This window comes from Hymenobacter psychrotolerans DSM 18569, assembly GCF_900142395.1.
Lineage (GTDB): Bacteria > Bacteroidota > Bacteroidia > Cytophagales > Hymenobacteraceae > Hymenobacter > Hymenobacter psychrotolerans.
This window is the reverse complement of the sequence record NZ_FRAS01000047.1, coordinates 1-8,870: the sequence shown is the minus strand read 5'-3', so window position 1 is coordinate 8,870 and position 8,870 is coordinate 1. Positions and strand designations below refer to the sequence as shown.

Genomic DNA, 8,870 nt, shown 5'->3' with positions numbered 1-8,870 from the left:
GTCAGGACCTGGGTCTGGTGGGCCATACCCCGGCCGGCGTGGTGGTGGAGATGCCCCACAAGAAGCCGCCGAAGCGGGAGTTGACCTTCGCTCAGCAGCTGTACAACCACTTGCTGAGCCCCTTACGCGTGGTCATCGAGCATGCCCACAGCGGAATGAAGCGCTTGCGCATGGTACAGGACACGCTGCGCTTGCGCGGCCAGTGGCGGCGCGACACGGTCATCGTGGTCGCCTGCGGGCTGCACAACCTACGCGTGCGCAGTCCCCTGCGCCTCTACGCGCCCGATAAATTCCCCAAACTGTCCGAATAAGGTTTAATGATTTGACGACATTCTTTCCCAACCCAAGGCCTGTTTTTGCCGTTTGGTTTTCATTGAACCCTAATTGTGTCTGGTTATTACTACTCTACCTACTTACGCCCGCCGCGCGCTGTATACCATCCTGGGGCTAGTGGCATTTGTACTGCTGCTGGTCGTTGGTATCGTTATAGCCCTACAGTTTCCCTCAGTGCAGGATTACGCCGCCCGCAAAGCCGCCGGCTATCTGCAGGATAAAATCGGCACGGAAGTCCGGATTGCGAAGTTCCGCACCGATTTCAAGCATGCTCTCAGCCTCGACGGTGTGTACATCGAAGACCAGCAGGGCGACACGCTGCTGTCGGTAGGCCACCTGGGTGTAGACCTGGATTTGTGGGGCCTGACCAAGTCGGAAATCAATTTGAAGTCGCTGGAGCTGAACGACGGACGGCTGGCCATCAAGCGCACCGAGCCCGACAGCGTATCGAACTACGACTTTATTGTGAATGCCTTTACGGCCGGCGACACGACCACTACTACGCCCGCCGACACCACCGGCTCGGGCTTCAAATACGACATCGGCGACCTGCGCCTGACCAACATTCACCTCACCTACGACGACCAGGTGGAGGGTCTGAACCTGCGCACGAAAGTGGGCGAGCTGGCCGTGACCATGGACGCCGTGGACGTGGACCAGTCCATTTATAAGGTAGACGAGGCCGCGCTGCGCAATACCAGCATCAACATCGCGCAAACCAAAACCGCCCCGCCCGATACCGCCGTGGCGGAGCCGCTGGCCCTGACGTTCGGGCTGAACCGGGCCAACCTGAACAACGTCAGCCTGACCTATAAGAACGACCCGTCGGCGCAGTTTATCAGCACCCGCGTGGGCGAGGCCGAAATTACGGCCGACAACATCGACCTGATTAACTCGCGGGTGGCCCTGAACACGGTGAAGCTGCGCAATACCAGCATTGCCTACGCTCAGAACGAGGAGGTACCGGTAGAAAAGCGCCTCGTGAACCCCGCCGAAGTAGTGCGCGACCTGAACGACGCCGTGGAAGGCGCCACGGGCCAGCCCAGCAACTGGGTAGTGACGCTGAACCGCTCCGACATCAGCGGCGTGGACGTGGCCTTCGACAACTTCAACGAGCCCGCGCAGCGCACCCGCGTGCCGGCCATGGACTACAACCACCTCAAGTTCACGGACCTGATCCTGAACGTGGAGAACCTGCGCTACTCCGAAAACAGCACCACCGGCCGCATCAACCAGCTGGCGGGCAAGGAGAAAAGCGGCTTCCAGATTTCGTCGGCGCAGGCCGAGGTGGTGTTCGACTCGGTGCAGACGCGCCTCACCAACCTCGACCTGGTTACGCCGCACACCCGCATCCGCCAGACGCTGGGCATGCGCTACAAGAGCCTGGCCGCCATTGCCGACGACATTCCGAACCTGGGGCTGGAAGGCGACCTGCGCAACGTACGTCTCGGCTTCCGCGACATCCTGTACCTGGCCCCCGATCTGGCCGGCACGCCGCCGTTCAACACCGGCCCCAACCAGTCTATTCTGCTGAGTGGGCGCGTGAACGGGCGCGTGGGCGACTTCCGGGTGCAGAACCTGGAGTTTGTGGGCTTCCGCAACACCATCGTGAAAGCCAGCGGCCGGATTCAGGGCCTGCCCGAAACAGACCGCCGCCTCTACACTGACCTCAACATTCAGCAATTCACGACCACCGAAGCCGACATCCGCAGCCTGGTGCCCAAGGGCACCATCCCGAACGAGTACCGGATTCCGCCGCGCATGACGGTGGCCGGCACGTTCAAAGGTCGGCCCACGGCTATGCTGTTTGACGCTGACCTGCGCGCTACCACCACGTTCGGCAACGTGGCGGCCAAGGTGGATCTGGGTTCGGGACCGAAAGGCCAGGAGCCCATTGCAGCCACCTTCAGCACCCAAAACCTCGATGTAGGCAAAATCCTGCGCGACCCGACCATTGGCAAGGTAACGGCCAGCGGCCGCCTGAACGGCCGCGGCGGCCTCGACCCTAACCTGCTCCGTGGCAAGCTGGTGGCCAACGTGCAGCGCGCTACCTACAACGGCTACACCTACCGCGGCATCACGGCCAACGTGGACATCGACCGGAATCTGTACGTGGTAGATGCCCGCAGCACCGAAGACCCCAACCTGAACCTGGACCTGCTGGCTACCGTGAACCTGCGCGACGCCAACAACCCCAGCTACACCGTAGACCGCCTGAACCTGCGCGGCGCTAACCTCACGGCCCTGGGCTTCTACACCGGCGGCGACCTGCGCGTGCAGGGCGACCTGACCGCCAACATCAGCGGCTCCGACCTGAACACCATCAACGGCACGTTCTCCGGCAACAACATCGTCATCGTGCGCGACAACCAGCCGTTTGCCCTGGACTCGGTGCAAGGCCGCATTGTGCAGGTGCCCGGCCGCACCGAAGTGGTGTTCAACTCTAATATCGTAGACCTGAACCTGAACGGCAACACCCGCCTCGGCGACATTGCCACAGCCCTGCAGGAGCACATCGACCGGTATTTCGACCTGCCCGGCATCCGGTACCGACCCTCCACTGCCGACCGACGCTTCACCTTCGAGGCCAACGTGAAAAACACCGTGGCGCTGCAGAAGCTGGTGCCCGACCTCAAGCAGCTCACGCCCTTCAAGCTGACAGGCTCTTTTGACAGCCGCGCCGCCGACCTCCGGGTGAACACCCGCATTCCGCGCATCGTGTACATGGGCTACGCACTGGATTCGCTCAAATTCAACGTTCAGTCTGATGCGCAGAAGCTGGACTACGGGCTGGGTTTGCGCCAGATCAGCCAGGACACCACGCTCCGCATTCCGAACCCCACGCTGGCCGGCAGCATCCGGAACAACCAGATTGGCACCCGCCTGCGCATTGCGGAGTCGGATAGCGCCGAGCGGCTGAACATGGCCGGGGTGCTGCGCGTGCTCAGTGGCGGCGACGCTTACGCCTTCAGCTTCGACCCCAAACTGATGCTGGACCGCTCAGAATGGACTGTAGCGCCCGGCAACGAGCTGCGCTACAACCTGAATACGGGCGTCATCTTCGCCAACAACGTGGAGTTCAGCCGCAACAACCGTAGCCTGAAACTCCAGACGCTGCCCGGCGCTCAGTACCCGTTGCAGCTGAACATGCAGAACCTGGAGCTGAACGGCTTGGCCCGCGCCGCTGGTATGGCCGACTCGCTGGTGGCCGGTACGCTCAACGGGCAGGCGCTGGCCCTGAGCCTGGGCCAGCCGAAGCAGGCCTTCACGGCCGACGCGACACTCAGCAACCTCGTCTACAACAAGACGGTGGTGGGCGACGTGACGCTGAAAGCCACCAACCCCACCCCCGACCGCTACAACGTAGACGTGCGCCTTACCAACCAGCAGGGTGCCGACGTGCAGGCCGTTGGCTACTACCTGGCCACGCCACCCAGCCCCATCCGGTTCGATATCAACGTCAACCGCTTCGATCTGAAGATGGCCGAGCCTTTCTCGGCCGGGCAGTTGCGCGAAGCCACCGGCGGCATTACGGGCAGCATGGTCGTGACGGGCACGGCCAGCAAGCCGGTCATCAACGGCACGCTCACCACTACCCAGGACGCCGGCCTCACCCTCACGCAGCTCGGCTCCGACTTCCGCATGCCCACGCAGGCAATCAGCTTCGATGAGCAGGGCATCCGTTTCGACAACTTCACCATCCTCGACTCACTCAACAACAAGGCCGTGGTAGACGGGCGGATTCTGACGCCCAATCTGGCCGACGTCAACACGTACCGCTTCAACCTGAACGCCACTACCGACCGGTTCCTGGCCGTCAACAGCCGCGCCACCGACAACGAGCTGTTTTATGGCAAGCTGGTGCTGGATTCTGACACCCGCATCAGCGGCAATATGAACCTGCCGGTGGTGAACACGCGCGTACTGGTGGCCGATGGCTCCGACCTGACGATTGTGGTGCCCAACGACGAGGCCGGCCTGGTAGCCACCGACGGCATTGTGGAATGGATTGACAAGAGCGCCCCCGTTGATACCATGCTGGCTCGCCAGATGGCCCTGGACTCGGTCAGGACTGCCGCCGGCTTCGACATCACGGCCCGCATCACCGTCAACGACAATACGCCCTTCACGCTCGTCATCGACCCGATTTCCGGCGACAACCTGAAAGTGCGGGCGGCCGGCACGCTCAACACGGCCATCGACCCGGTGGGTACCATCACCCTCACCGGCCGCCTCGACGTGACGGACGGCTCCTACAACATGTCGCTCTATGATCTGGCCTCGCGCGAGTTTGCCATTGCGCAGGGCAGCTATATCGTGTGGAGCGGCGACCCGTACAACGCGCAGCTCAACATTTCAGCCATCTACAACGTGAAGGCCGCCCCGGCCGAACTGCTGGCCTCGCAGGGCCTCGCCGACGAAACCCTGAACGCCGTGGGCCGCAACCAGCTGCCCTTCCAGGTGTTCCTGAACGTGAACGGGGAGCTGCTCAAGCCCATTATTGGCTTCGATATCAAGTTGCCGGAAGAAAGCCGCTCGGAGCTGCGCGGGCCTATTGAGGCGCGCCTGGCTCAGCTGCGCCAGCCCAGCGAGGCCTCGGAGCTGAACAAGCAGGTCTTCTCGCTGATGGTGCTCAACCGCTTCATGACCGATGACCCCTTCAAGAGTAGCGGCGGCAACGTGGTGGCTGACCAATTGCGCGGCTCGGCCAGCCAGGTCCTGACGGAGCAGCTGAACAACCTTACGGGCTCCTACCTCTCCAACCTGGGCGTGGAGCTGGGCGTGAATTCCTACGCCGACTACAGCAGCGGCGCCGAGAAAACCCGCACCGACCTGAACGTGGCCGTGCGCCGGCAGCTGCTCAACAACCGCCTCACGGTGCGCCTCGGCACCGACGTGCCGCTGGGTGGCGGCAACCAGGCATCCACGGGCCAGAACCAGGCCGGCATCAGCTCGTTTGCCGGCGACGTGAGCGTGGAATACAACGTGCTGGCCAACGGCCGCATCCGGCTGCGGGCCTTCCGCAACAACGCCTACGGTGACATCGACGGGCAGTTTGTGCGCACCGGCGCCTCGCTCATCTTCCAGCGCGACTACCGCGACCTGGCTGACCTGTTCAAAGGAATAGACTCGGTGGTGAAGGAGGAGGTGAAGCAGAACCGCCGCCAGCAGCGCCGCGAAAAGAAAGCCGCCCAGGACTCTACCCAGACACTAGCCTCGGAGCAGCGCCGCGACACGACCCGCGCCGCCCAACGCCCGGCTACTTCGGGCCGCTAATACCTTTCACCATTTCAGGCGTGGTGCCCGCCGGCACTTTTCTCTGGTATGATCTTTCAGAAATCAGTCCTTTTCATGCTATTCCGCCCCTCACTTCGCTCCGAAAGCCGTTTGGCGGCTTCTTTGCAGCCGCAAAGGAACACCACCGGGGCTCGGTTGCGCAGATGGGCCGCCCTGAGCGTTCTGGCCCTATCCGGGGCCTGCTCGGGCACCAAATACATTCCGCAGGATGCCAAGCTCTACACCGGTAGCACCGTGAAGGTACAGTCGGAAGCACCCGTGCCGAATGAAAGCGCCCTCACCACGGAGCTGGAAGCTGTCATTGCACCCAAGCCCAACGCCTCCATTCTGGGCATGCGGCCTAAGCTCTACTTCTGGAGCCTGGGCGAAGGCAAAACCAAAGGACTGGGCAAGTGGCTGGCCGACAAGTATGGGGAGCGGCCGGTGTTGCTAAGCGAGGTAGATACCCAGCGGGTGAAAACCCTGATGGCCAACCGCCTCAACAACAACGGCTATTTCAAGCCGGCCGTGCACAGCAAAGTGCAGGTGAAGGGCCAGACTGCCGCCGTCGACTATACGGCACAGGTAGGCAAACCTTACCTGATTAAGGAAATCTACTATCCGGACCGGGACACGCTGCTGGACCGCGCCATCCGGGCCACCCAGTCGGCGTCGCTGCTGAAAGTCGGGGAACCATACAACCTGCAGACCCTCATCAATGAGCGCACGCGCATCGACGGAGTACTCAAAAACCAGGGCTACTACTACTTTGCACCCGATTATCTGCTCTACCAGGTCGACAGCACCCTCGACAACCAGGTGAATGTGTATCTGAAAGTGAAAGGCTCCATTCCGAAGCGGGCAGCGCAGCCGTACGTGCTCAACCGCGTGAGCCTGAACACCGACTATTCCCTCTCGGACACCGCCTCTGCAGGGCGCCAGCCCATCATCTACAGCAAATACCGCTACTACCCCGATGAGAAGATGTTCAAGGCCAAGGCCATTGCCAACGCCACTTTTCTCTATCCGGATAGCCTCTACCGCCGCCGCCGCGCCGACCAGACGCTGAGCCGCCTCATGAGTCTGGGCACGTTCAAGTTCGTGGACATCCGGTTTCGCCCCGCCCGCAACCAGCCCGACTCCGCCGAGTATGGCCACCTCAATGCCATTGTCCGCATGACTCAGGTGCCCAAAAAGAGCCTGCGCGCCGAGGTATTGCTCGTAAGCAAGTCCAACGGCTTTGTAGGGCCAGGCTTCCGCATTCAGTATCGCAACCGCTCCGCCCTGCGTGGGGCCGAGCAACTGCTGGTGAACATAACGGGCTCTTTCGAAAACCAAACCCGCACCGGCACCAATGCCATCGGCCTGACTTCCTATGAGCTGGGCGCCGATGCCCAGTTGATTGTGCCACGCCTCATCACGCCGCCCTTCGATATCCAAGTGCGCAACTCCGACTTCCAGCCTCGTACCACGTTCGGAGCCGGCTACAAGTACGTGCAGCGACTAGACGCCTTCCGGCAGGACGTGTTCAGTCTGAACTACGGCTATACCTGGAAAACCAAGCTCACCAATGAGCAGGAATTCCGGCCTATTGACGTGCAGTATGTGCGGCTGGCCGACACCAGCGCCACCTTCGGCAAGCTCCTGCGCGAACGTCCTTTCTTGGCCAACAGCTTCCGCCAGCAGTTTATTCTGGGCAGCAGCTACCGCTATACCTACAACCAGCAGGTGCTGGAGCAGCGCCGCAACCAGATATATTTCAGCGGTGGCTTAGAGCTGTCCGGTAACTTGGCTTACCTGCTCAGCAACCTGACCAGCCAGCCCAAGGAAGACAACCCCGATGGCACCCAGGCCTATACCCTGATCGGCCAGCAGTTCTCCCAGTACACCAAAGTCGACTTGGAGTTCCGCAACTACTTCCGGACCTCTTCCAACCCAACTAGTGGCAACAAGATTGCTACCCGCATCCTGCTTGGTGCCGGCCTGCCTTATCAGAACTCCAAGGTGCTGCCTTATCTGAAGCAGTATGGCATTGGTGGGCCGAACAGTGTGCGTGCGTATGCGGCACGCGGCATTGGCCCCGGCACGTATCGTCCCAGAAATGCCAGCGAGGAGCAAACCAATTTCTACGACCAGGTAGGCGACCTGCGCTTTGAAGCCAACGCCGAGTACCGCCAGGATTTGTTCCCCTACGTCAAAGGTGCCTTGTTCGTGGATGCCGGCAACATCTGGCTGGTAAATGAAGACCCCGACCGACCCGGCGGCAAGTTCGAACCCGGCAGCTTTCTCAACCAACTGGCCATCGGGGCTGGGGCCGGCATCCGGATTGATGTGCAGTTCTTCGTCATCCGTTTTGATGCAGCCATGCCCATACGCGCCCCCTACGGCACCCCCGACGACAAAGCGCCCCGTCTGAATATTGCCATCGGCTACCCCTTCTAAAGGTTAAACCTAGTCGACTCCCAACAAAAAGGGCCGCATGATGCGGCCCTTTTTGTTGTCTTGCTTCCACCTATAAGCAGAGCAACCGAACAAGATGTAACGCAAGCACCAATACTAAGATCAGTACACATCCTTTGTAGTCGATGCTTGTTTTTAACTGCATAGCACAAAGTTATTATCGACCAGTAGATTAAGCAATAAAGCGCAAAGGCCTACCAGAAAGGCTCACCACCTGTGCAGATGGCGGGCCTTTCTGGCAGGCTACAGTACCTCCTAACCATTCGTAGAAATGACAGAGGCAAGCTGCGAGCCTTGTATAAAGAAGTGTGTAGTCCCTACAGGAACACATATAGTGTCCAACTCCGTAGGCTACGCGTGTTGTGCTGGCGGCCGCTGCCCCTCCCACCGTCGGCGTGGGGGGGGTATTATGCAGCGCGGCCCCCGCCGCGTGCTACCCGGGGAGGGAAGCAACGCAGCGGGGGCCGCAGCACGTAGACAGTAAGGTTGGCGGCGACCGACTCTCCCACCGGTGAAGGCAGTACCATAGGCGCTCCGGGGCTTAACGACTCTGTTCGGAATGGGAAGAGGTGAACACCCGGGCTAAAGCCACCATTACTGGTGCAGTACCTGCTTGCCGGTGGCACGCAGTACTGTCAAAACGTTGACGCAAGGACAAGAAAGAAAACGGGAAGAGGTGAGCGGTGTACTACAGAAGCGTTCGAGTCATTAGTATCCCTCGGCTGTGCCATTTCGGACTCTACACCTAGGACCTATCAACGTCGTGGTCTCCGACGACTCTTATTATCGGATATCTCATC

At 60.9% G+C, this 8,870-nt stretch carries 3 protein-coding genes and 2 rRNA genes; 3 read left to right on the top strand and 2 right to left on the bottom strand.

The window, feature by feature from the left end; translation table 11 throughout:
• From BUE15_RS20825 to tamL, 3 genes are all read left to right on the top strand, one after another.
• Positions 1-311 (top strand): transposase family protein (locus tag BUE15_RS20825; RefSeq protein WP_139252438.1); only part of this gene is annotated, 311 nt, incomplete at its 5' end.
• Positions 312-384: 73 nt separating this feature from the next.
• Entirely contained in the window at positions 385-5,610 is a 5,226-nt protein-coding gene (locus BUE15_RS20820; RefSeq protein WP_073289146.1) for a translocation/assembly module TamB domain-containing protein, read from the top strand.
• 123 nt (positions 5,611-5,733) lie between these two features.
• Entirely contained in the window at positions 5,734-8,052 is a 2,319-nt protein-coding gene (gene tamL, locus BUE15_RS20815) for a translocation and assembly module lipoprotein TamL (RefSeq protein WP_211617698.1), read from the top strand.
• A gap of 502 nt (positions 8,053-8,554) precedes the next feature.
• Here tamL and rrf read toward each other — a convergent pair.
• Both rrf and BUE15_RS20805 read right to left on the bottom strand, forming a co-directional pair.
• A 5S ribosomal RNA gene (rrf, locus tag BUE15_RS20810) occupies positions 8,555-8,666 on the bottom strand.
• Between the two features lie 91 nt (positions 8,667-8,757).
• Positions 8,758-8,870: ribosomal RNA gene (locus BUE15_RS20805) — 23S ribosomal RNA — on the bottom strand; the annotation flags it as partial.